The sequence below is a fragment of the Mesorhizobium sp. M0293 genome, from assembly GCF_040321735.1.
Taxonomy (GTDB): Bacteria; Pseudomonadota; Alphaproteobacteria; order Rhizobiales; family Rhizobiaceae; genus Mesorhizobium.
On sequence record NZ_JAMYSA010000099.1, the window covers coordinates 1 to 21525 of the forward strand.

14 protein-coding genes and 5 pseudogenes are annotated in these 21525 nt (G+C 59.5%); 12 read left to right on the forward strand and 7 right to left on the reverse strand.

What is annotated here, in order from left to right; all coding sequences use genetic code 11:
* Nucleotides 1–319: 319 nt before the first annotated feature.
* Nucleotides 320–1453 (reverse strand): RHE_PE00001 family protein, encoded by a 1134-nt coding sequence (locus tag NKJ06_RS27270; protein ID WP_352811250.1) that lies wholly within the window; start codon nt 1451–1453, stop codon nt 320–322.
* A 285-nt stretch (nt 1454–1738) separates the two neighbouring features.
* Here NKJ06_RS27270 and NKJ06_RS27275 point away from each other — a divergent pair, with 285 nt between their 5' ends.
* A complete protein-coding gene (locus NKJ06_RS27275) occupies nt 1739–2671 on the forward strand; it encodes a recombinase family protein (protein ID WP_352811252.1) in 933 nt (310 codons plus the stop codon).
* A gap of 25 nt (nt 2672–2696) precedes the next feature.
* Here the strand turns inward: NKJ06_RS27275 and NKJ06_RS27280 are convergent, their stop codons facing one another.
* The 5 genes and pseudogenes from NKJ06_RS27280 to NKJ06_RS27300 form a co-directional block, all read right to left on the reverse strand.
* Complete coding sequence (locus tag NKJ06_RS27280; protein WP_032937087.1) at nt 2697–2882, reverse strand: hypothetical protein; 186 nt, start codon at nt 2880–2882, stop codon at nt 2697–2699.
* Nucleotides 2883–2969: 87 nt separating this feature from the next.
* Entirely contained in the window at nt 2970–4313 is a 1344-nt protein-coding gene (gene repC, locus NKJ06_RS27285; RefSeq protein WP_352811254.1) for a plasmid replication protein RepC, read from the reverse strand.
* A gap of 154 nt (nt 4314–4467) precedes the next feature.
* Nucleotides 4468–5502, reverse strand: a complete 1035-nt coding sequence (repB, locus tag NKJ06_RS27290; RefSeq protein WP_352811256.1) for a plasmid partitioning protein RepB — start codon at nt 5500–5502, stop codon at nt 4468–4470.
* Complete coding sequence (gene repA / locus NKJ06_RS27295; RefSeq protein ID WP_023749471.1) at nt 5499–6680, reverse strand: plasmid partitioning protein RepA; 1182 nt, start codon at nt 6678–6680, stop codon at nt 5499–5501. The genes repB and repA overlap by 4 nt, the downstream gene beginning before the upstream one ends.
* Nucleotides 6681–7684: 1004 nt before the next feature.
* Nucleotides 7685–8782, reverse strand: a pseudogene (locus NKJ06_RS27300) (site-specific integrase).
* 285 nt (nt 8783–9067) lie between these two features.
* Here NKJ06_RS27300 and NKJ06_RS27305 point away from each other — a divergent pair.
* The 8 genes and pseudogenes from NKJ06_RS27305 to NKJ06_RS27340 all read left to right on the forward strand — a co-directional run bounded on the left by NKJ06_RS27305 (nt 9068) and on the right by NKJ06_RS27340 (nt 13838).
* Entirely contained in the window at nt 9068–9364 is a 297-nt protein-coding gene (locus tag NKJ06_RS27305) for a hypothetical protein (RefSeq protein ID WP_023749475.1), read from the forward strand.
* Nucleotides 9354–9947 (forward strand): type II toxin-antitoxin system VapC family toxin, encoded by a 594-nt coding sequence (locus NKJ06_RS27310; protein WP_352811258.1) that lies wholly within the window; start codon nt 9354–9356, stop codon nt 9945–9947. The genes NKJ06_RS27305 and NKJ06_RS27310 overlap by 11 nt, the downstream gene beginning before the upstream one ends.
* Nucleotides 9948–10193: 246 nt before the next feature.
* Nucleotides 10194–10592, forward strand: coding sequence for a DUF1403 family protein (locus NKJ06_RS27315; protein WP_352811260.1), 399 nt, complete (start codon nt 10194–10196; stop codon nt 10590–10592).
* A 25-nt stretch (nt 10593–10617) separates the two neighbouring features.
* A pseudogene (locus tag NKJ06_RS27320) lies at nt 10618–11034 on the forward strand (DUF1403 family protein); the annotation flags it as partial.
* Between the two features lie 152 nt (nt 11035–11186).
* A complete protein-coding gene (locus NKJ06_RS27325) occupies nt 11187–11450 on the forward strand; it encodes a helix-turn-helix domain-containing protein (RefSeq protein WP_352706557.1) in 264 nt (87 codons plus the stop codon).
* 249 nt (nt 11451–11699) lie between these two features.
* Nucleotides 11700–12245 (forward strand): VOC family protein, encoded by a 546-nt coding sequence (locus NKJ06_RS27330; protein ID WP_352706559.1) that lies wholly within the window; start codon nt 11700–11702, stop codon nt 12243–12245.
* 79 nt (nt 12246–12324) lie between these two features.
* Nucleotides 12325–12506 (forward strand): annotated as a pseudogene (locus NKJ06_RS27335) (IS66 family transposase); the annotation flags it as partial.
* A 300-nt stretch (nt 12507–12806) separates the two neighbouring features.
* Nucleotides 12807–13838: pseudogene (locus NKJ06_RS27340) on the forward strand (IS110 family RNA-guided transposase).
* Nucleotides 13839–14173: 335 nt separating this feature from the next.
* Here NKJ06_RS27340 and NKJ06_RS27345 read toward each other — a convergent pair.
* Nucleotides 14174–15253, reverse strand: a complete 1080-nt coding sequence (locus tag NKJ06_RS27345) for an IS630 family transposase (protein WP_352811262.1) — start codon at nt 15251–15253, stop codon at nt 14174–14176.
* Between the two features lie 29 nt (nt 15254–15282).
* On the opposite strand from NKJ06_RS27345, the pseudogene NKJ06_RS27350 reads away from it, so the two are divergent.
* From NKJ06_RS27350 to NKJ06_RS27360, 3 genes and pseudogenes are all read left to right on the forward strand, one after another.
* Nucleotides 15283–16325: pseudogene (locus NKJ06_RS27350) on the forward strand (IS110 family RNA-guided transposase).
* A gap of 940 nt (nt 16326–17265) precedes the next feature.
* On the forward strand, nt 17266–18534 hold the full coding sequence (locus NKJ06_RS27355; protein ID WP_352811266.1) for an aminotransferase-like domain-containing protein: 1269 nt from the start codon (nt 17266–17268) through the stop codon (nt 18532–18534).
* 272 nt (nt 18535–18806) lie between these two features.
* Nucleotides 18807–21525 (forward strand): amino acid adenylation domain-containing protein (locus NKJ06_RS27360; protein WP_352811264.1); only part of this gene is annotated, 2719 nt, incomplete at its 3' end.

Below are 21525 nucleotides of genomic sequence, written 5' to 3' on the forward strand. Positions count from 1 at the left end.
CAACTGGCTTGCGCGCGGGCGAGCGTGTCGAGCGCGCCCAAGGCGGCGCCGGCCCGGAAGGCGGCGTCTGTGTCGCTGACGTCGCGGGCGGGCGTGAGCGCCCAGGCCGGCACGGTCGGCGGCGCGGCGCGGCTGGCAGTCGCGGGATCAAGGCGAATCATGATTTTGGAGGGTAAAGTGGCCGTGCGCTTTTCGCCATCGATTTCGCGTTAAAACGCACAGCCTGTCGGTCAACACAATGAACGATAATGTTGCACTATCAGTAGCTTCGCCTCTTGTCATAGCCCACGACAAGGGCGGCAACCTTTCGATGCTCGTTTCAGATCACTCCCCATGCCCGAAACCTTCCCCTGCCCGTCATCTCGCGCAGACCAAGCTCACCGATCAGGTTGAGCGCTCCCTGTTTTGTCACCTTTAGCCGCTCCTGGATCATGCCGGTCGAGACGAGCGGACGCGAAAGGACCAGCTCGACCAGGTCTGGAAGCTTCGAGCTGGCACGGCGCTCGCGCAGCCGCCGCTCCAACTGGTTTTTCGCCAGCACCAGCCGATCGTGCTCCTTCAGGCCAGCCAGCGCGGCGTCGTGAATGGCATCGAGCAAGGCGAGCAGCCGATCGCCGCGATTGCGCGCCCGCCTCCGCTCCCGCGGAACGGTTTTCGCGCCGAGATGCAGGCTGGCGAGATGGTGGGCGGCGAGACCTTCCTGCCGCAGCAGCGCGGCGACGAACAGTGGCCCGAGCCACGTGGCATGCTGCAGCACCTCGATGTCCGACCAGGCCTCGAGCAGGATCGCAGCGCGCAGGACGACTGGTTGCTCGCGCGTTTCCGCGAGCACAGCCTGCCATTCGGCCAGCCGTTCTTCCTCATTCCAGTCGAGATCGTAGATCAGGCCGTTTTGCGGCTCCGGCCGGTCGTCCGGGCGCGCCGCTTTCGCCGGCACGCCGGCGCCACTCAGAATCTTTGACGAGCGCGCCAGGACGGCATCGATCTCGGCAAATTCTTCGGCCAGCCGGTCGGCCTCAGCGTCATCGCGACCGTCGGCTTCAACAGAGGCAGTTCCAGCCCCCTCCCCGTCCCGGCTTTTTTGGCCCGCCGATGCCGGCGTCGCGCCGCCCCGGCCGGCCAGCGCCAAAAAACCGTCGCGGCTGAGCGCCCAGTCCGGTTCTTGCGCAAAAATCCGCCGTCGGGTTCGCAGCACCGCATGCGCGCGGGTGAGCTCATGGGTCGGGGTGCGGATGTCCATGTGGGAGTCGTGCAGCACGAGGTCCTCGAGGTGGACGAGTTCGCCCTCGAGCCAGAGCGCGGAAGCCGCGTCGGCAAAATGCTGGCGCTCGACAAAACCGTCGCGGACGGGAGAGCGGGCCAGCCGCTCGTCGAGACGCGCCAAAACCTCGGTCGCCTTCGCGACCGGCCCGATCAGGGTTTCCAGCGGTAGATTATCGAGCGCGTAAGCCATTGTTTTCATGATGCCTGATTCGCGACAGTCAAGCTATCCGGCACTTAAGTTGACTTGCATGGGATTTTCTCTGTCGACGTTTTCACTATCGATAATGACCTCATATCGGGACTGTACAGCACGACGCCCTGGGACGCTCAGGAGGCCGAAAAACGGTGCTTTTCAGGCTCACCGAGGCGGTAGGGCCGATGCAAAGGCCGCCTAAAGACGTTTACAAACGATCGTTTGCTGATATCTTCGGTGTTTGTACAAACGCCCCTTTTCTATGCTGAGATGACGACGCGAATGGCCCGTGAGGCGCAAGATCGACGCTCCGGACGACCAAGAGGTCGGCAAGTCGGCTACGCGCGCGTGTCGACGGACGAACAAGCGACGGAAGCGCAGGAGATTGAGCTGCGATCGGCCGGTTGCGACGTCGTCGTTCAGGAACATGGATCCGGTGCGTCGAGAGCTCGCCCGGCCCTACTGCGGTTGATGAGCGACATCGGCGCCGGCGACGTCCTGGTCGTCGTGCGTCTCGATCGCCTTGCGCGCTCGGTCAGCCATCTTCTTCAGGTGATCGAGGATCTGGCTGAGAAGGGCGCGCATTTCCGATCTCTGCGAGATCCAATCGACACGTCGACGCCACAGGGCATGTTTTCGCTACAGGTACTCGGCGCCGTTGCCCAACTCGAGCGTGCGCTGATTTCGGAGCGAACCAAGGCCGGCATCATCGCTGCACGATCCAAGGGGCGACTGCCAGGCAATCCTGGTATCCGGGAGCGCAGGCCCGAAGCCCTGGCGAAGATGACAGCAGTGCAAAAGGCAGCCTATGGCCGACGGCTACAATCAACGATGAACCAGTGGCTTCCGACGGTCCGCCGGATGCGACCAGACCACAACTGGGACGATATCGCTCGGGTCCTGAAGCAGCGCGGCCTCGAGTGGACGCCTGAACGACTGCGGCGGGCAGTGAGGTGGCTCGTCACCGAGCACCTGGCCGAATCCACACTGCTAAAGCGGGCGTCTCCTCTGCCTCCCGAAGATCGCCTGATGACTCTTGTGGCAGGGATTTCGCAGTCTAACCCAGACCTGTCGCTCCGCGACATCGCGGGCCAGCTCGAGCGTCTGCATGAGCGAACCCCACGAGGAAGCGCAAAATGGTCTGCCTCCTCAGTCAAGAACCTGCTCGATCGAGCCCGCCGGCTTGGACTCGTCGCCGAACTATCCGCGAGCTGACCGTCATCCCGCTGCAGAACAGTCCTCAGTTTACGGTCCGTGGCTGACGCTCAACTTTCCCGAGCCGCTTGTACACGGCCCAGGCGTCAGCTGGAACAGCGCTGCCGGCCCGCGCCAGCCAAGCCGCACGATCGGATTCGGTAAGCGAATTCCACCAGACCATCCCGGCGGTTTCATCGGGCGTCGGTTCCGGGTCCTGTTCGTTTTTCATGCCTTCGATGCTCTCATAAGACGCTCGTCCCGACAAGCGCTGCAGCCACCGTCCATGTCCTAGTGCGGATCGAAACCCGCCGGCTGATCATGATCCGCGCCTCGGCTTGTCGAGGCTGCGGCGCAACGCATCGCTGATTTCCAGCCGGGATTCGGTGCGCACAATCTTGCCTGCCGTCTCCAAATCGACGGCAGCAGCTTCAGCTCCGTTTCCGGTAGCTTTCGACGTGTCAAGCTTTGCCCGCAACAAGGCCATCACCATCGGCCAGACCGAGAACTTTCCGACCTTTGCTCTATCTGTCAGGCTGCGCAAATAGCCGCCGGCGCTGTTGATCTGGTCCTGCCGCTGGTAGATCGCGGCAATGGTAATCGCCGCCTGCTGCTCACCCATTGCCGTTCGCGCCTCCTCCCAGGCGCTCGGGCTGACGCCCATGGACGGTCGGGCAACCTCGGCCGCGGCCAGAAATTCACGCCAGTTACGGATTCCGCCGCCGCCCTTCACCAGCCAAAGCATGTTCGGGCAGGCATCCAGCACGATCCCTAGCGGCAGTTCGCGTTTCGGTAGACTCCGTACGTTGTCGGTGTCCGCAACGTTGCCGCCCGCTTCATCTTTATCTCCTGAGCCGCTTTCAGATTCAAATTTAGAGTCTGGTTTTGAATTCTGTATGTGGCGCCCATTTCGGGACTCATTGGCGTCCACTTTCCGTGTTTTTAGAAATGATTCCAATGCCTCACGCACTTCAGTCCAAAGGCCTTCAAGCTCCTCGGCAATCGCCTCGAGGGTGTGTCTGGTTGCGGTGCGTGGTATCTGGCCGACAATCGCCTGGTAGGCCTGCTGGACCCTGCCCCAGTTCGCCGGCACGCCTTCCTCAATCCCGGCGTCGATCATCTTGACGATGTCACGGCGGCATATGGTTAGCCGCTCCTTAACGAGACGAAAGGCCTTCTTCTCAGATCTGACCGCTTCCGAAAGATTCTTGAACTCCTCAGCGCGCGCCACGATCGGCGAGATGTCAAAGCCATAGGCCTGCTCGATCTCGCCCCCCTGACCCTTCCGGGCGAAGCGCTTGCCGTTTGGGCTGTCCCGACGGATGATCAAGCCGCACTCGACCAGAACGGCCAGGTGCCGCCGTAACGTCGTTGGGGGCATTCCGTTGGCGCGGCGGATCAGCTGCTCGTTGGATGGCCATACAACCAGTTCGCTGTCGCCATAAAGCGCCGTGTCCGGATGGAACGACAACAGCGCGTCGAGAATAGCCAGAGCGCGATCGGTGGCGCCCAGAGCGATCCTGGCGTCCTTGATATCTTGGAAGACATGCCATTTGTGGACGGTCGCGTCCCTCGGCACCGCCCTTGCGGTGACTTGGCTTGAAATCATGCCAAGCGTCATCGGTCGCCGCCCAAAGGGCGTCGTTGCAATATTCGTCTCCATTTTCTTTCACCCTCGATTAGGCAAAAGAAACCTGCTCGCCAAAACGACGCCAATGACTCTTGACAGTGATTCGTGGAGATGCGATTCTCAGAGTGCTTAGTTCAGAGAGAGGCTTCCACGGCTTGCCGTTCGGGGGCCTTTTTCTTTTGCGGTTTCAGACTCCTTGTTTCGTGATGGACTTCCGAAAGGCCTCAAACAGGTCGTCCAGTTGTCCGGCGATAAACGCTGCGAAACGCGATCCTTCAGCCTCTCCCACGGCAATCATGGTGGTTTTTCCGTTGTCTTTGAGGCTGACGCTGACTGTTTTGTCTGGAGCAGCCCAGGATTTCATAGCAATCTTGGGCTTTGATGGCTTGGCCGGACCCGCAGGTTCTTTGATCGCATTATGATCCGATGGAAGCGTCTCAAGCAGAATAATGAATCTGTCGTCGGAAGTTGCCTCGCGGAATTTGTTTTTGCGGATAAGATCGAAAGCTTTTGCGAGTGAGCCGTCTATGGAATAGCGGTTCGAGAATTCCTGCCATCGTCCTCGACCAATCCCGGGAGCTTTACCAATCGATTGCAGTATCTTCTTGTCGACCGATGAGGCGATTTTGATCATCTCGGAGACATGCGATTTTCCTGTCGACAGCGAAGCGCAGATGATGTCCCGTTTATATCCCGCTTCCTGCTGCGCAAGCGCAAAAGCGCACTTTTCAATGTATGAAAGATCCTCTCGAGCGGTGTTTTCTTCGCCTTGGAAAATGACTGCTTGTTCATCAGTTAACTCGCGGACGGCCGCTTTGAATCCGATCCCAAGCTGCTTAGCTGCCGCTAATCTTCTGCGACCATAGACGATTTGAAACTCGCCATCCTTGCCTTGCACTGGCCGAACCAATCCAGGCACAATCTGACCGCGCTCCCGCATGGATTCAGTGATCTCAGCAATGGCGGAAATCTCGTAGGCGTCATCATATCGATCGGTGATAGACGACGGCCGTATTTTGTCGGGATCGAGTTCAATGATCTGTTCGCCTGACTTCAGTAACTTGTCGGCGATATCGCTCCGCTCTTGCATTTGGCGAACACCAGCCGCCACCTTCATCAGGTGCGGCGATGACGTGCGGCGGCTGACGCCCTCCTCCGAATTGTCCTCCCCGAGTTGCCCCAAAACAGCAGCAAACATGCCCTTAGAATCTTTACGGCTCACTGTTCACGCCTCCATGCCATTGTGATGAGGCTTTCTATTTCCGCGTTCGCGGCATTGATCGATTCGATTGCACGATCATAAGTTTTAGGTGCCGAAAACCTCGATCGTTGCACTTCATAGAGGCTCTGCTTCCAAGTGAGAGCGTCCGCAACCGCAGTGGATTTGGAGACTGAATTCAGAAGTAAATCCTCGCCAAACACTTGGCGCATTAGGGCCTGCATGTTGGCTTGCGGGTGGTCGTTGGCCTCAAACTTTGTGATGAGGAATTTGGCGAAATCCCAACGTGCGCCTGCACCAGCCTCATCCAGGATTTGCATATAAGATGCGGCCAACTCCAAAAACTTCCCTGTGGAGTCGACATCGAGCATGTGCGCTGGAACTGGGATTAGGACTCCGGTAGCGGCAGTGAGCGACGAAAGTGTCAGGAAATTGAGCGACGGCGCACAGTCGAGAAGAACGATGTCGTAGTTGTCGACGATCTGTTCGAGGGCCTGTGACACTCGAAGCAGAAAACTGGTTCCACCGCTCTTGCGCATTTCAAGGGTGACGGCCGTCTCGAATTCTGTCAGCTCAAGACCGGCGCAGATGACGTCGAATCCGATGATGTGCGTCTGATGAATAATCTTTTCCGTTGGCACCGGATCATCAAACCGAATCGCTGAGTAAAGGGTGTCACCTTCTCGGTAGTCAAATCCGGGTAACGCTCCTTGCAGACTTGTTAACGACGCCTGGGGATCCATGTCGACTGCTAGAACGCGATATCCACGTAGTGCCAACCAATGACCCAAGTGAATAGTGGTCGCTGTCTTGGACGATCCCCCTTTAAAGTTCGTGATCGCGATGATCTGGCAATCCTCGCCTTTAACACGACGAGGATTGATCCATTTCTTCCGTGCCTTTTCCGCCAGGTGCATCCGAAGGTCCAGCACCTGCTCCACAGAATATAGGCGCTTTCCGGTGGTCGTTGTCTCTGGCTCAGGTCCCTGCCCTTTCAAGGAGACCTGCCTTATGTAAGCTTCGGTCACTCCTAGCAATGCTGCCACTTCCGTCGAAGTGAATTTGCGCATCGTACGAATCGCATCAGGAGGATACTGAGCCAGCGAAAGATTGTTGAGTGCCTTCTCGAGTTTCGTCGAAAAGGTATTCATGAACTGAAGGCTACTTAGATGCCGCGTCACCCAGATTCTCCTCTTGCACCCAGCGCCTATTGATAGCGACTGTGGTTAACAAGCTGTTAACGCCACGCCAACTACGCCAACTTTTCGAATTACGCGGTTTTTCCGTTACTGGAGGTATGCCCGATTCGGAGCATTCGAGCAAATGGACACAGGGCAGTTCCCAGCTGGGAACTTTTCGTTATCGCTGGCTTCCCTGTGCCGTCAAAGTCGCGCATCAGGCATTGAAAACGACAGCCATGAAGTTGGTCACGCAGCATCGGGCACGGGCGAGCCCCGTTGCCCGTTTTGTTCTCGTAGATAGTCGACGTTGGTGTACCGGATGCCCTCTGGCTTCCGCGTACGGCGGCCAACGACCTTACAAAAGCGCAGGCAAGTTTCGGCGCATGGAGAGATCCACCCCTCCCCCCCACATTGGCGCGGCGGCGAAATTCCCGTTGTGAAGGAGACACTGAGCTCGCAGTCCAGGGGGGTCACCATCCTTTGGGTCGGAGACGATGGGTTGTGTTTGTGATGCAGCCATGCCGCGCCGCTTCCGATGTCACTTCGGTGATCGCCCCCAGGCTGACAAGTTAGACGCCCCACGGCCCCTACCCTGCAACGAGGCATTCCTTCCGGGCCGAGCGACCCTCGTGAATGGCAACTCAGCGGCTAGGATCTATCGCCAGGCGTCCCACGCGATTTGACCGCAATCAGCACCGTTGGCACGTGGGCGTCCTGTCCACGCGCACTTTCCTCCAGCGTCGAGCAAGAGGCTCCTGCAGCCGCCAGGCAACTTCCCTCGGGGGCTAGTCCAAGTGTCGGCGAAGGATCCTGGAGAACTCATGAGAAGCAAACTTCTCGCACGACCCGTACTTTGAGTTCCCAGCTGGGAACAGCTCTTCAAGCTGGAGGCCTTACGCCGCTCCAATAAACCTTAGAAACCCATCAACTTGAGCGTTGGATCTGTGGCGCCGGGGTGGATCGGCGCATCCGGAGTCACCCGCGGCTGGGGGGCGTACCGCACTCTACAATCCTGACGCCTTAGTTAGATTGAGGCGGAAGCGATCGCGCCGGCGCTGGTATTTGCGTGTCATCTCTGCCGAGGCGTGACCAAGCTGCTTCTGCACGTAGCGCTCGTCAACCTCGGCAGAGGACGCGAGGCCGGCACGCAGCGAGTGGCCCGAAAACTTTTGGCCGCGCTCGCCCTCGGAAAGATCACCGCGCACGCCGGCGGCCAAGGCCGCGCGTTTGACCAGCCGCGCCACCTCCTGATCGTTGAGCCGCTCGGCCCCCACAGCTTTGCCCTGCCCCGTGACGCGGCGGAAGAGGGGGCCGTGCGCGATGCGGGCCAGCTTCAGCCAGGTCTGCAGGGCGACGACCGGGCAGGTGGCATCGGACGAGCCGCGGCCAATCTCGACCTCGCGCCAGCCGGTCTTGCCTCGCAGCGTAACCAGCATGCCCTTGTCCAGGAAAAATTCAATCCAGCCGCAGCCGTCCTCGGTTTGATCGCGCGCAACATCGAGGCCCACGATTTCGGAGCGGCGCAAGCCGCCGGCAAAGCCAAAAGCAACATGGCGCGGCCGCGCAGACCGCGCAGCGTGCCACGATCGAGCGTTTCCAGCATGGCGACAAGATCGTCGCGCAGGATGGCTTCCTTTTGACGGGGAGGGGAGGTGTGTTTATTGCGGATACCGGCGAGCACGGTTGCGATATGCCGGTCCTTCCGGTCGAGCGGTTGACCGCGTTGCGTATAGTTCCAGGTCAGCGACGACAGGCGGCGCTCAATGGTCGACACAGACTTTTTGTCCCGTTCCGATCCTGAGGCCTGGGCCGTGATGTAGAGGCCGACGACTTGTGGATCTGGCGGCAGCGGATCAAACGCCTGGCGCCGGCACCGCGCGACGGGTGTTTGCCGAACTCGCCGCCTCGACGTAATCGCGCGCGCGGTCGGCCAGCTTTTCGAGATGCACAGGCAGTGATGCTTGTCGCGAGTCGAGGACCTGCGTGGGAGGGGAGGGAGCCTCATCCGGGTGCCCCATTTCCATGACGACGTCGACAATGTCAGGCAGGTCGCTGGTGTCGACCGCGTCGATGGGCGTCATGAAATTACGGGGACTGCCCATCGAAACTCTCGATCATTTGAATGTCACAGTGGTGCGATTCTGAGAGCCCCAACGTGCGACCAAAGCGCCAATTGTCCACCGCGAGGTGCTTGACCAATAGCTCCCGAGATTTGCATCCGGTCGCGTACGGGCAACCGGCTGGTTCCGGTTATCGCATCATTGGGTGACGTGCCATGTCCGATCCAGTGATGACCCTCTTAGGACTTAGGGCCTTCTTTCTCAGTGCCGATCCTTGCTTTCATGTTCAACATCCTTTATGTTTCGTTCAACAGAGGAGAATCCAGGATGAGCATACGTGGCGCAACGGCAGCCGAAAGCGAGGAGCGAATCGCCCACACCCGGAACCGTCTGGTGCTTGAGCAGGCGAGGGCGGTCGGCCTTCTCGGCGCGGCCAAGAACACACGCCTGTCGGGCAGGGTACCATCGGAATTGATCGAGGCGGCAAAGAAGCGCGCTCATGTGAGTTCCGACACCGAACTGCTGGAGCTCGCCTTGTCGCGGCTAGCCCTCGAGGACGATTTTGGCGCCCGGCTCGTCCGCCGCAAGGGCAGCATCTCCGCGGACATTGATCTTGGCGTTTGATCTCGGGAGCGCACTGCGTTCCCTCAAACCACAGCGGCGTGCTGGGGGGCTGGAACGGCGGCCGGATTCCGCTCTGTCCTGGGCAGCGGACCAGCCGCCTGTCGGCGGTGCATTGCTTCTCGACACTAGTGTCTATCTGAATGTCCTGCAGGGACGCACGCCGGAAGTGGTCGATGACCTTCTGACCTATCGGCTCTGTCAGCACTCGGCCGTATGCGTTGCCGAGCTCAGCCATTTGTTTGGCCGGCTCGATCCGGGGCATCTAACGACGAAGTCGGTCCTGAAAGTGGTTGCAGGCACGATTGAAGACATTCCAGTGCACCGGCTGCATGCACCCGACGCCACCGCCTGGGGACGCGCCGGCATGCTTGCCGGCCTGCTGTTCCGGCTGAGCCGTCTGCCGAAAGGGGAGGGGCATGAACGCCGCTTCCTCAACGATGCGCTGATCTTTCACCAGGCCGGTCTGCTGGGCGCGACGGTCCTGACCGGCAATGTTCGGGATTTCGATTACCTCAACCAGCTTGTTCCGTCGGTGCGTGTGATCTTCTACCGGCCGGTGATAGACTTGCGCCCGCAGGGTTGAAAGCGTCTGTGGCAGATATGCCCGTGCACCGTGATCGTCCACCCTCCTTTAATGACCACCAGTCTTCAAAGAGGTCGCTGACACTCTCCTGCGACCGTTGAAACGCGGGCGACAACGGCCATTTCAAACGTAAGGACAAAACAAACGATAAGGCAACATTATCGTTCGTTTTATCACGCCGACAGGCTGTGCGTTTTGGCGCGAAAATTCTAGCGCAAAGCGCACCGGCGCTTTACCCTCGAAATCATGATTCACCTCGATCCCGCGACCGCCAGTCCCGCCTCGCCGCCGACCGTCCCGGCCTGGGCGCTTGCCGCCGGCGGCGGGCCGAGCGACGCCGACGCCGCCTTCCAGGCCGGCGCCGCCCTGGGTGTCCTCGACACACTCGCCCGCGCGCAGCCTGCCTGGGCCGGCGTTTGGCGGCAGCGGCTTGCCTTGAAATGCGCCGTTGCCGCCGTGCGCCTAGCCGGCCGCTCCGAGGATGCGGCCGCGCTACGCAATGCCTGGTATCTGCGTCCTGCTGACGGCGATCCCGGCCCCGCCGGGAACATTTTGGCTGCGTGGCGGCAGCTGGCATCGCGGCCGCCGGCGATCGACGTCGCGAGGCTGGCTGAAGGTCGATCAGTTCGGGCTGCGCTGGGATGACGGTTTTGCCGATCTCCCGGGTGCGATTGACGATGTGATGCGCGCCGGCCGGCCGGCGCCGTTTACAGCTGCGGCAGCCGCCAGCCGTGTTGTTGCCCTGTCGCCGGGAGCGGAATTGCTGGCGTGGTGGTGCGCCGATCTGGTTCTGGCGCAAAAGCTGCGCTGGCCGCGGCCGGTGCCGCTGCTGATGGCCCAGGCTTTTGCTCTAGCCTTCCGAACCGGTGACGGTCGCGCCAAGCGGATTCGGCCGGGGGAGCAAAAAGAATTTGAAAGGGCGGCGTGCCTGGCGCTGGCCCAGGGCGCGGATGATGCCTTGCGGCTGGCCGCAGAACTTTCGCAGCGCGCCGAGCCGCTTGCTGCGGTGATGCCAAAGTTGCGCGCCAAGGGGGCGGGGGAGGTGGTCAAAAGACTGCTCGATGACGATGCCATGTCCGGCTCGCTGACCACCAAAACCCTGTCTCGGTTCGGTTCGCGGCGGCTGTTCGAGCGGCTGCAGACATTATCACGGCGGAACGGGTCCTTCCGGTTCTTGGAGCCAAACCGGCAACCAAAGGGACCACGACCCTTTCGGAGAGAGAATGGGTCATCGACGCGTTGCGCCGGAACAAGCTTCACCGCGGCAAAGCTGCCGCCGCGCTCGGCATTACCCGCAAAACCTTATACAACAAGATCAAGAAGCACCGCATCCGTTCCGGCCCGTTCAGAGAGCCTCCGCCACCAACCGCCCCACAGTTCCTCATGCTCTCCGGATCTGGTGGCACGACACGTAAACGACAACTCCTGAGGCGATCATGCCTTGCGCTCCGCGCGCATGATCCTGACCAGACGATCGGGATCCCACCGCTTCAAAGCGCGTGAACCTGACCGGCTTGACCTGCCCCCTGTCAGCGGCGAAACCGCTCCAGACGCCAGCGCCTGTTTTTTCCGTTGGCATGTTAAATGCAAGTCATCGACAAACGCGCTCACACTGAGCAGAAATTGTCCCACGACCACGCAAAAATGGACCATTCCCGTACGCGAGGCTACTCATGTGTAATCAGGCTGTTAGCAAGCTTATGGCTTGATCATTAAATTGGCTGCGTCACCTAAACAGAAGGACTCAAAAAAATGACTTATCCCGTGGGTTCGCCGTCTGATGGCTCTCTGAAAGTATCTATCGAGGCAAATGGCCATCATGACCCTCGATTACACAGCATTGATCACATAGCTTTGGCGGTTCATAAACTAGATGACGCTATCCACCTGTTTCAAGATGTCCTTGGCTTTAAGCTTAGGCGGCGTTTGCATATAAAGGGTAAGAAGACTGGGATGGTGTGTGCGGACATGGTTCGGAACGACATGTGCTTTGTACTTTGCCAAGGCACAGAGCCAGAGTCGCAGGTGTCTCAACTTGTCCAAAATTACGGGGTAGGTCTAGCTCATGTTGCATTAGCTGTCGACGATGTGTCGGCGGCGGTCAATACGCTTAGAGCGCGGGGATTGTCGTTCGACACGACCATTATTGAGGGACCTGGCCTAACACAAGCATTCTCTTCTCGATGCCCTAATACGGGGATAAGCTTTGAACTCATCCATCGGAACGGAGAGGAAGCATTTCTTGAAAACAACGTACAAGAGCTTTTCGAGCAACTTGAGCAGGCTGGAAAATACTGATCGAAGAGGTGTGGTCCCCTCGGTTTCTATAGCGATGCTGGTGATCCGACTTCAGGCGCGCCCGCCGGCCTACCAGGGTCCCGCAAGACTGATCGAAGGTGGCATTCCGACAAAAGCGATCGTAGCCTAGTCGCCGTCTCCAAATGCGCCGATCACCTCACTCTCTACAGACTGCCAAAAATCTGCAAGCGGCGAGACATCGCTCTCGACCGTTTGACACTCGCGGACTGGACCGGCCGTGCCGCCTGCACCTGCGCCCCGAGTGACCTGAATGCGCTCAAAGCGATGGTGCTTTCGCGCGAAGCGGAAAATGCCTATCTGCGCCAGATCATCAGAGGATTGCAGCGCCAGCGGGCCGACGCGCCGAAACACTTACTGAAGATCAGCTTCTCCTCGGGCTTAAAGAAGCCGAACAGGTCGAGGCGAACGAACTGGACGAAAAGGAAAGCGTCACCTGATCTGCGCCAGGCACGGTGACCTGATGTGATGGACGGCCTCCGCTCCCGGCATCGCAATGTGCCAAAGTGTGGCTGTCGAAAGTCACATGAGGGAGAGCCGTCCATGGAGAAGATTACCACAATTGGTCTGGTATCGCCAAGCAGGTGTTTCAGGTCCACGGGGTCAATGGCGCTGATGCTGTCGTTGTCCGTCGCAAGCTTCGCCGCGATGATGTCGCTGGGTTCTTCAAAGCATTGCCGCCGTGCCTAATCGGCATCGAGGCTTGCGCGACGGGGCACCACTGGGCTCGGGTTCTTATGTCACTGGGTCACGACGTTCGGCTGATGCCTGCATCCTACGTCAAGCCATATGTAAAGTGAAGCGGCAGAAGAATGATGCGACGGATGCCGAGGCGATCTGCGAGGCGGTGTGGCCCGGCCGACGATGCGCTTCGTTCCGGTGAAGAGCGAGGAGCAACAGAGCGTACTGATGCTGCATCGGGTCCGCGAGCTCTTGATCCGGCAACGGACAATGCTGGTGAACGCCTTGCGCGGCCACCTGGCGGAGTTCGGCATCGTGACCCGCCAGGGTGTTGCTGGCGTCGGAATGCTGATCGCGTTGGTTGAAGATGATGATCACGATCTCATCTCGCCGCTTGCGCAGTCGGCGCTTCTTCCGCTGATCGGGCAATTGCGGGAAGTGCACGAGAAGGTCAGCGAGATGGATCGCCAGATTCATGCCTGGCATCGCTCGAATGAACTGAGCCGACGCCTGGAGACAGTTCCGGGAATCGGCCCGATCACTGCAAGCGCTATCGCCGCAACCGTGACAGACGTAGCGCTCTTCAAATCCGGCCGGCAGCTGGCGGCCTGGATAGGTCTGGTGCCGCGGCAGAACTCATCGGGCGGCAAGGACCGTCTCGGCAGGATTAGCAAGCAGGGCGATCCTTATCTCCGCCGCCTTCTCGTGGTCGGTGCCCATGCCGTACGCCGCTTCAGCCGAACAGGAAAAGCGCCATCAACTCGCTGGGCGGCCGATCTTCTGATGAAGAAGCCATACAACGTCGTCGCCGTCGCCCTGGCGAACAAAATGGCGCGGGTCGTTTGGGCGCTAATGATGTCCGGACGACGCTTTGAGGCTTCGGCCGCCGTTTGAGCAGTCGAGAAGGATTGCCGAGATTGGTGAGGCGCTGATGGTGTGATGACGGACGGTCGAGCCGGGATCGGACAAACCCGCTCAGTGGGTGCCGCTTAAAAGCGCGTTGACCTTTCTGGGATCCGATCAGCGGACTTCATCAGGGCCAGCGGCAACAATAGGCCGCACTCAAAGGCCGAATACATGCCTGCACCCGACCAATCTGGCAGCAACGTCAGAAAGCCCTTGCCTGCGGAGGCCAATGGTATGGACCCCGCCCTCCAGGCGAGGTGAAATCTCGAACGCCAACTGCAACGAAGGAGGATGTCATGCAGATCGTTCGAATAGGCCTGGATCTAGTGGATTGATTCCAACGTTTGGTGCCCGCGCCTGACGGCAGCGATGATTTCGTCGGGATCGGCCTTCCAGATGAAGGGCCTCGGCTCTTGGTTGTGCTCCGTGATGAAGCGGTTGATGGCGGCCTGGAGATCGACGACGGAGTGGAAGACGCCGTATTTCAGGCGGCGGCGCGTGAGTTTGGCGAAGAAGCCCTCGACGGCGTTGAGCCAGGAGCACGATGTTGGCACGAAATGGAAGGTCCATCGTGGGTGTCTGGCCAGCCAGGCGCGGACCTTGGGCTGCTTGTGGGTGGCGTAGTTGTCGAGAATGACGTGGACGGCCTTGGTGGCCGGGAGTTCGGCCTCGACTGCGTTGAGGAAGCGGATGAACTCCTGGTGCCTGTGGCGCTGCATGTTGCGCCCGATGACCGAGCCATCAAGCACGTTGAGCGCGGCAAACAGGGTGGTGGTGCCGTGGCGCTTGTAGTCGTGCGTCATCGTGCCGCCACGGCCAGGCTTCAGGGGCAGCCCCGGCTGGGTGCGGTCAAGCGCCTGGATCTGGCTTTTCTCGTCGACCGACAGAACGATGGCATGGGCGGGTGGGGAGACGTAGAGCCCAACCACGTCGTGCAGCTTTTCGGCGAAGGCCTTGTCATTGGACAGCTTGAAGCGACGCCAGCGATGTGGCGCAAGACCGTGGTCGTGCCAGATCTTCACAACCGAAGACGCCGCGATGCCGACCGCTTTGGCCATTGCACGGACGGTCCAGTTCGTCGCTTCGTGATCGGGCGGCTCCAGCGTCAGCGCCACGACCTTGTCGACCACCCCCGGCTTCAGAGGCGCAATGCCAGGCGGCCGAGTCTTGTCGCGCAGCAGGCCATCGACACCTTCGGCCATGAAACGCTCCTGCCAGCGCCATACACAGGTCTTGGATTTGGTCGTCGCCGTCATGATCGCCACGGTGCCCAGACCATCGGCGGTCAGCAGGATGATCCGCGCACGCCAGACATGCTTCTGGGGCGAACTTCGCGCCAAAATGATCGCCTCAAGCCGCGTCCTATCCGATGCCGTTACGTCGATGCCGATACCTGTGCGCATCCCGGCAGCCTCGCATGCCACGCTCCAGGATGGAATCCCTGCGGGACTCCTTTGTCTCGATCAATCCACTAGCGAAATACGTCTTCGAGGTTCACGGTGTCGACTGCCACGGGAAAGTTGTCGTGCGCAAAACGCTACGCCGCGATGCGGTAGCCCCCTTCTTCGCCAATCTGCCACGATGTCTGGTCGGCATGGAAGCCTCGAACGGAGCGCATTATTGGGCAAGGGTGCTTTCTGATCTCGGCCATGAGGTTCGGCTGATCAGCCCTCAGTTCGTGACGCCATACGTCAAGTCCAACAAGAACGATCGGAATGACGCTGAAGCGATTTGCGAAGCCGTAGGCCGCCCGACGATGCGTTTTGTTCCGCCGAAATCAGCCGATCAATTGGCGATTCAAGCGGTTCATCGCATTCGCAGCCGTCTGGTTGCAGATCGGGTCAAGCTCGTTAATCAGGTTCGTGGACTTCTAGCCGAGCATGGAGTGGTCATTGCCCGCGACATCCCACGGCTGCGCCGGGCCCTTGCTGAAATTACGGGGGGCAGCGACGATGGTCTCAATGAATTGGTGCGGGTGCTGATCCGAGAAGTGCAAACGGAGTTGGCCGAACTGGACCAACGCATTGCATCTTATGATCGGCGGGTTCGGGAGCTCTTTCGCAACAGCGAACTATGTCAGCGGCTTGGAAAGATCGAAGGTATCGGCCCTGTGACCGCGACAGCCTTGATCGCTGCCGTAGGTGATCGAACTTGCTTCAAGAACGGCCGCCAGTTTGCGGCATGGCTCGGTCTCGTGCCGAAACAACGATCCAGTGGAGGGCGAGCCCGCCTGTTCGGTATCAGCAAGCGCGGCGATCGCTATCTGCGCACATTGATGATCCATGGCGCTCGCGCTGCGCTCGGCAAAGCAGCGGGCAGCAGGATCCTCGAAGCCTTTGGCTTAGTAAGTTGCGGCAAAGGCGGCATCCCAATGTCGCGGCTGTCGCGCTCGCCAACAAGAATGCGAGGATCGTGTGGGCCATGCTCTCGGGCGGCACAGTCTACGAGCACGCACCATCGGTGAAAGCAGCTTAAGGCGAAGCGGCAAACGAAGGAATAACAGAAGGAGGTCTCACCCCAGCAATTGCAGCAAAATGGTTGGAGATGGTGAAACGGTCATTCCGTCGCTTCCCGAACCTGGTGTGTGGACCGGCTTTCGGCCAATGTCTAGGGGCCGATGAGGTGGAAGCCCGCGAAAATCCATCGGGGCTCGCGGCGACGACGTTGTCCAGCCGCATCAGGAAGCCGGATATACGTCAGCAGTTGTGACCGACGATCTTGATCTAGCCGACCTGTTGCAATCGGGCGGGGTCCATATACGTCCATACATGCCACTGAACTTTCATCCAGCGGTGATTATCCTCGGCCGTTTCTGTTCGCCGTGGCGCGCGTTGAGCAATCGCGAAGTCGCAGCGTACCTCCACCGCCCGGATCGCCACGGTATCGCCTTTAGAGCTTCTGGCCTGAACCTGGCAGCGTCCTGTCCGACAACCCGCACGCGCGCGACAAACTCGAGCCTTCCTCAGATGCTTGCGTCCAATGTCCGACAATGTCGGACACTAGTCATCTTAGTAGCGCCACTTAATTGTTTTGGCGTGATTTTCCTTTGGCACGGCACTTGCACGGTCATGGTGTATCTGGGTCGCGGTTGAGGAGAAATCGTCTCATGACTACCAAAAATCCAGTCAGCTCTAGGTGTGCGTAGACGCAGTTTGCCAACTTCATAGGGTGCGAGTCCTCTCGCTTTGAGAGGCGGCTCAGCTTCGAAGACATGCACTCAGGCGCGCAGGATGGATTCATCAATCAAACGATGGGTGCCTTTTTGATCAGCTTGATCATTCTGGCGAATAAACCGTGAAAATGCGTGAGCCCTTGGGCCTCAATGATGTCGTCGCTCTGAGACTGGTGTGGTCCTCAGCTCGCCGATAGTCCTACGCAGGGTTCGATGTTGGATCACAGATCGCAATGTTCAGTTATGAATTTTTTGAACGAAGTCTCGAGTGCGTTTCCCTCGGCAGTCTCGCTGGCGTCTGGCAGACCGAGTGAGCGGTTCTTCGACAAGCTCGACCCCCAGGTGCTGTTGAATGCACTAGTGGTATATGAACGCTATTCAGCTGGCGGTCACGGGGGCGGGCGATTATTGTCGCACTTGCTGCAGTATGGACGAACCGCCGGCATTATCGGCGAGCTCGTTGCGCAACAGGTCCGGTCTGATGAGGGGGTTCCCGCGAGGGCGGATCGCGTACTGATCACCTCAGGATGCCAGGAAGCGCTCGCACTCTGCCTCCCGGCGCTGTGCCCTGAAGCTGCCGATGTGCTCCTAGTCTGCAATCCCACGTATATTGGTGCGACCGGTGCAGCTAAGGCCGCAAGGGTCGCCGTTACAGCATTGTGCAACTCAGTGCCTTGCGTTGCAGAGGCAGTCGAACTCGCCGTCCTACAATTGCGCCAGAGTGGTCGGAGGGCCCGCGCTCTATACCTCATTCCCGATTTTGACAATCCGACCGGGCGCGTCCTCGATAAGGCCTCACGATGCGATATCCTTCAAGTGTGCGCAAGAAATCGGATCATCGTTCTGGAGGACAATCCGTATCGGCTATTTCGGTATGAAGGTGATGAGATCCCTCCGATGGCCGCTTTGGATGGGGCAGGAAGTGTTATTTACCTGTCCACATTCTCCAAGACCTTGAGCCCAGCTCTCCGCGTGGGAGCTGCGACACTGCCCGATACAATATTTGGAGACGCGCGCGCTTGCCGGGCACTTTGGGAAAACCTGGTCCAGCTCAAGAGTTTCATTACCCTCAATACAAGCCATATTACACAAGCGATTGTGGCGGGACTCTTGATCGAGCAGGCAGTAAGCTTGCGTGGCTGGATTCGCCCCGCGCTGGATTGGTATCGTACAAATCGCGACGTCATGGTGCGTCAGCTGGACAGTGTGTTTTCGCCTTTCCCCGAGCAGATTCGATGGAATCGACCCTCTGGCGGCTTTTTCCTGTCTCTTGATCTTCCTTTCCGGTTTGGCGCGGACAGCGCGGACGAGTGTGCAAGGTGTGACAATGTCATTGTTATGCCGATGAGCTTCTTTGCGTTGGATAACTCTCAAGACTGCCGGATTCGATTAGCATTCAGCGCGGTTACTCCCGAGCAAATCCGAACCAGTGTGACAGGTTTAGGCCGCTATGTGGCGCGCCGGTTGGGGCGGGAACTGCCCAGCTTAGTGGATGGACTGGCCGAGGGATGAAGATGGCACCTCACTCTTCACCGGAGCGCGCAAGCGCTTGCGAACCAGGCGATCGGGATAGGCCACAACCTGCAGCGCGATCAATCTCCTCCAGCGTCTTTGTTGGCAATGGTACGCTTGCTATCAGCTGCGCGCAGCTGGCAATGGAGGTGGGCCACGACATTCGCGCAGTGCTATGTGGCGACGCTATATTCGCGGATTGGGCGGCTCGCGCCAATATCCCGTGTATTGCGAGTGTTGACGAGCTCTGCTCTCTTCTGAACGCGGAGCCGGTGGATTGGATTTTCTCCGTTGCCAATCCGCTTATATTGCCACCGGGCGTGTTTGGGCGAGCCCGACAAGGTGCTTTCAATTTCCACGACGGTCCACTGCCACGGTATGCAGGAACTCACGCGACGTCCTGGGCGCTGCTGGCCCAGGAGAGCGAGTATGCCATCACGTGGCATCGTATCGATGATGGTGTTGATACGGGTGACGTCGTGGTCCATCGCCAAGTGCTGATTGCGCCCACCGATACGGCACTGACCCTGAACCTCAAATGTTATGAGGCCGCTGTCGAGGGATTCCGCGAGCTTCTAACTGGTTTGGCGAAGGGAGAGCTTACCGCCTATCCGCAAGCGCTGGTGAACAGAAGCTATTTTCCAAGACGTCGACGCCCAGATGCGGCAGGCTGTCTGCGATGGGATCGATCCGCGCAAGACCTGTCAGCGATGACGCGTGCCCTAGACTTTGGCCCGTATCATCCCAATCCATTGTGTCTGCCCAAGACGCTCGTAGGCGATGAGGTTGTCACAGTCAGACGCCTGGAGGTGTTGCCTCGACGCTCGGGCATTCCGGCAGGTTGCCTGCTTGAAATCCACTCCAGCCACTGGCGGGTGGCGACGGGTACGCAGGATGTTGAGGTTTGCTTTGGCAGCTCCGATGGTCAGGCGCTGGACGCGCGAGACCTCGCCAGGCATTCCAATCTGAATGAAGGTGATCGCCTGCCAATTTTGAGCGATGAACAGGCGCAGAGCATAACTGCCGCCCATGAATTGCTGGCGCCTTCAGAGGATTTTTGGCGACAGCGGCTTGAGCAGCTTAGAATATTGCAGTTTCCTTTCCTGTCGTCGTGCGTAGCTGGGGCGCCGCCCAAACGGCAGTCGAGTTCGTGGTTCATTGCAAGTGCGTTGGCTAAGCTGTCGCCAAATGATCGCACGGAATACTTGGTAACGGCTTGGCTGATCTATCTCGCCCGCATCACGGGAGAAACAGAGCTTCAACTGGGATGGACGCCGGCGCCGGATGGACTGCGAGCCGGTTTGAAAGCGGTGGAGGTGCTTATCGCCTCTGTCGTGCCGATGGAAGTTACCATTGATCTTGCACATGATTTTGAGGAAATGCGCAAAGCTGTGGCGGGCGAATGCGCTCAGCTGAGGGCGCACGCTAGCTTTGCCCGGGATCTTATCGCGCGCTGCCGGACAGTGCGAGGTGTGGAGGCGCTACGGTCGCACCGGCCCTGGCCGATTGGCATCACGATTACAGCAGATAGCTGTTCTGCCGCTGGCGATCTAGCTTCGAACGCGAGTTCTGAGACAACCCTATCCGGTGATTTGCTGACATTCGAGCTTTGCGCTCTGGATGGGAGCTTTCGATGGCATTTTGATGCAAGTCGATTGGCACCGGAGCAGATCGACCGCATGACGCAGCACTTACAAACATTGTTGCATAGTGTGCTGGCCGATGCAGGCCGGCCAGTGCGCGATCTGGACATCCTGCCGGCTGACGAGCGCACCTACCTGTTGGAGGAGTTGAACCGGACGGCGGCGGCCTATCCTTCGGAGCGGTGCATCCATGAGCTGTTCGAGGCGCAGGTGCGCCAGGCGCCGGAGGCGGTGGCGGTGGTCCATGAGGACGAGCGCCTGAGCTATGGCGAGCTCAATGCCCAGGCCAACCGGCTGGCCCACCATCTGATCGCCTTGGGTGTAAAGCCGGATCAGCCGGTGGCGATCTGCCTGGAGCGCAGCCCGGCGATGGTGCTTGGTGTGCTGGCGATCCTCAAGGCCGGCGGCGCCTATCTGCCGCTCGATCCGGCCTATCCGTCGGTGCGGTTGCGGCAGGTTCTCGATGATGCCGCACCCAAGCTGCTGCTTTGCGACGCGGCCGGCCGCGCTGCGCTCGGCGCCGAGGCGCTGGCCGATGTGAGCGTGGTCGATCTGGAGACGGCGACACCAGCCTGGGCCGAATTGCCCGCCTGCGATCCCGAGCCGCGCGCCATTGGCCTGACCGCGCGCCATCTCGCCTATGTCATCTACACCTCAGGCTCCACCGGAACCCCAAAGGGCGTCATGGTCGAGCATGGAAGTCTGGTCAATCTCGGGTTGGCTCAGATCGGGCTTTTTGGCGTCTGTTCGAATAGCCGTGTTGTGCAGTTCGCCTCCTTCGGCTTTGATGCAAGTGCTTGGGAGCTTGTCATGGCGTTTGGCTCAGGCGCCGCATTACACTTGCCTGCGGACGAGCTCCGCCAGGCGAGTAACAAGCTATCGGATTACCTGCGAAGCGAAGCCATAACCCATGCGACATTACCCCCAGCCTTGCTTCAGGCAAGCAGGGATCCGGGATGTTTGGCATCGCAAGTTCTCATTCTTGCTGGCGAACTGCCGAAAGCTGAACTCGTCCGAAGTCTGGCCTCGGCATCTATCGTCAACGCCTATGGCCCGACCGAAGCAACAGTCTGCGCGACGGTTTGGAGTTGTCCCGATGACTTTGATGGGTCAGTTGTCCCGATCGGGCGTCCGATTGCGAACACGCGGGTGTATCTGCTGGACGGTCATGGTGCGCCCGTCCCGTTCGGGGCGGTGGGGGAGCTCTATATCGGCGGGGCGGGCGTTGCGCGGGGTTACCTGAACCGGCCCGAGCTGACGGCGGAGCGGTTCATCGCCAGCCCCTTTGTGGAAGGCGATCGGCTGTATAAGACCGGTGACCTGGGGCGCTATCTGCCGGACGGCAATC

Coding starts and splice junctions, on each gene's coding strand:
- NKJ06_RS27270 (WP_352811250.1), bottom strand. CDS start 1,453: ATGGCTTACGCGCTCGATAATCTACCGCTGGAAACCCTGATCGGGCCG.
- NKJ06_RS27275 (WP_352811252.1), top strand. CDS start 1,739: ATGGCCCGTGAGGCGCAAGATCGACGCTCCGGACGACCAAGAGGTCGG.
- NKJ06_RS27280 (WP_032937087.1), bottom strand. CDS start 2,882: ATGAAAAACGAACAGGACCCGGAACCGACGCCCGATGAAACCGCCGGG.
- repC (WP_352811254.1), bottom strand. CDS start 4,313: ATGGAGACGAATATTGCAACGACGCCCTTTGGGCGGCGACCGATGACG.
- NKJ06_RS27305 (WP_023749475.1), top strand. CDS start 9,068: ATGAGCATACGTGGCGCAACGGCAGCCGAAAGCGAGGAGCGAATCGCC.
- NKJ06_RS27315 (WP_352811260.1), top strand. CDS start 10,194: ATGATTCACCTCGATCCCGCGACCGCCAGTCCCGCCTCGCCGCCGACC.
- NKJ06_RS27330 (WP_352706559.1), top strand. CDS start 11,700: ATGACTTATCCCGTGGGTTCGCCGTCTGATGGCTCTCTGAAAGTATCT.
- NKJ06_RS27345 (WP_352811262.1), bottom strand. CDS start 15,253: ATGCGCACAGGTATCGGCATCGACGTAACGGCATCGGATAGGACGCGG.
- NKJ06_RS27355 (WP_352811266.1), top strand. CDS start 17,266: ATGAATTTTTTGAACGAAGTCTCGAGTGCGTTTCCCTCGGCAGTCTCG.